The sequence below is a fragment of the Scytonema hofmannii PCC 7110 genome (assembly GCF_000346485.2).
GTDB lineage: Bacteria > Cyanobacteriota > Cyanobacteriia > Cyanobacteriales > Nostocaceae > Scytonema > Scytonema hofmannii.
In genome coordinates this window covers 1-1,495 of record NZ_KQ976373.1, presented here as the reverse complement: position 1 = coordinate 1,495, position 1,495 = coordinate 1, and the positions used below count along the sequence as shown (strand labels likewise).

The window sequence follows — 1,495 nt, the reverse complement described above, 5'->3', positions numbered from 1 at the left end:
ACGGGTTAAAATCTTTGTCCACTAAGCTTTAGCTCTCAGCCCGAAAATCAATTTCGGGCTGAATTTTTTCACAGGAATAGTATATAGCGGTTCTCATTTGAATCACATACACAACCTATGCCCAAACACGTGTCCAGACGCGATATATCGCGTCTCTACTGTATTGCACCCAACCGAGAAGCGTTATATAAACAATTCCTATGGCTTCAGAAATCAGACCCACCCCAATACCAATACTGCAAGGGATTACAATCATTGAAGTGTCAGAACCCCGGTAACTCCTGCGAAACCGGAGTTCTGACATCTCAATTATCGTTAACCGAGTAGTATTGCCCTCTGCCTTTCTTCGGTAAAGCATTTATCTGTTGCCACGAAATGATAAAACCAAATTTACGCACTCACGGGAAAGAAACCAGGTTTCTGATTGGAAAAAAGAATGAGAAAGATTATTGGGTAAAATTAAGCCCAAGCAAGACTTTCTCAACCCAAAATCTAAAATCCCAAATGGTATTACCTGTCGCATGAAAAGCTTTTTGAGACATAACTGTGTTCATTATCTGTCTACAAAAGCAGTACTTTTAAAGAATCTTCAAATTTTGAGATTTTGACAGCAATAGTTTTCAGAACTTAATCATTCCTTGATAATTCCCCTAGAGATAACTGCAGGATTTTTTTCGATTAGGAATTGATGAAAACCTTGAAATCGAAGAGTTAGTAATAGATTATAGAAAGGGGATAAGAAAAGACATTCATCCAATCCCAAAGATAAATAACCAAAGCTGGGAGTATATTTCAACATGGCTAAGATTACAATTTCTCAACTACAGACCGTTGATGCTACCTCTATTCAAGAGTTAACAAATTCTGAGATTGAGGCTACAAAAGGTGGACTAACAGCAGTAGTATCCCCTGTCATTAATAGTAAAAACCTTGCTATCTTGGGTCAAGCTGACACAGGTAGTTCTACCAATACTGTGGGTACAAATATCCTACAAAACTTATTAGGCATAGTTGCATAAGTCTTTTGAACTCAAAGTTCGCCCCTGAAACTAAAACCCATGAAAACGGGTTAAAATCTTTGTCTACTAAGCTTTAGCTCTCAGCCCGAAAATCAATTTTGGGCTGATTTTTTTCACAGGAATAGTATATAAACATCTATGAGTTTTTCGGGATCGCTATGCATGTTTAACTAGCGCTTACAACCTTCATTACTTCGTCAAAGTTTCGTTGTAGTACTAGCTCAATAGTAGTTTGCCTGTGCAGATCAACATTGTTGGGTGAAATTAAGCCCAAGCAAAACTCTCTCAGTCCAAAATCTAAAATACCAAATGGCATTGCCTGTCAGATGAAAAGCTTTTGAGACATAACTGTGTTCATTATCTGCCTAAAACACAAGTGCTTTTAAACAATCTTCAAATTTTTCGGTTTTGACAGCAAGAGTTTTCACAAGTTAATCATTCCTTGATAATTCCCCTAGAGATAACTGCAGGATTTT

The 1,495-nt window shown here is 37.4% G+C and carries 1 protein-coding gene; it reads left to right on the top strand.

Annotated features, from left to right (window positions below; all coding sequences use genetic code 11):
- Positions 1-797: 797 nt before the first annotated feature.
- The gene (locus WA1_RS51925; RefSeq protein WP_017748209.1) at positions 798-1,019 is read left to right on the top strand and encodes a hypothetical protein; all 222 of its coding nucleotides are present in this window, start codon (positions 798-800) and stop codon (positions 1,017-1,019) included.
- The last annotated feature ends 476 nt before the right edge of the window (positions 1,020-1,495 follow it).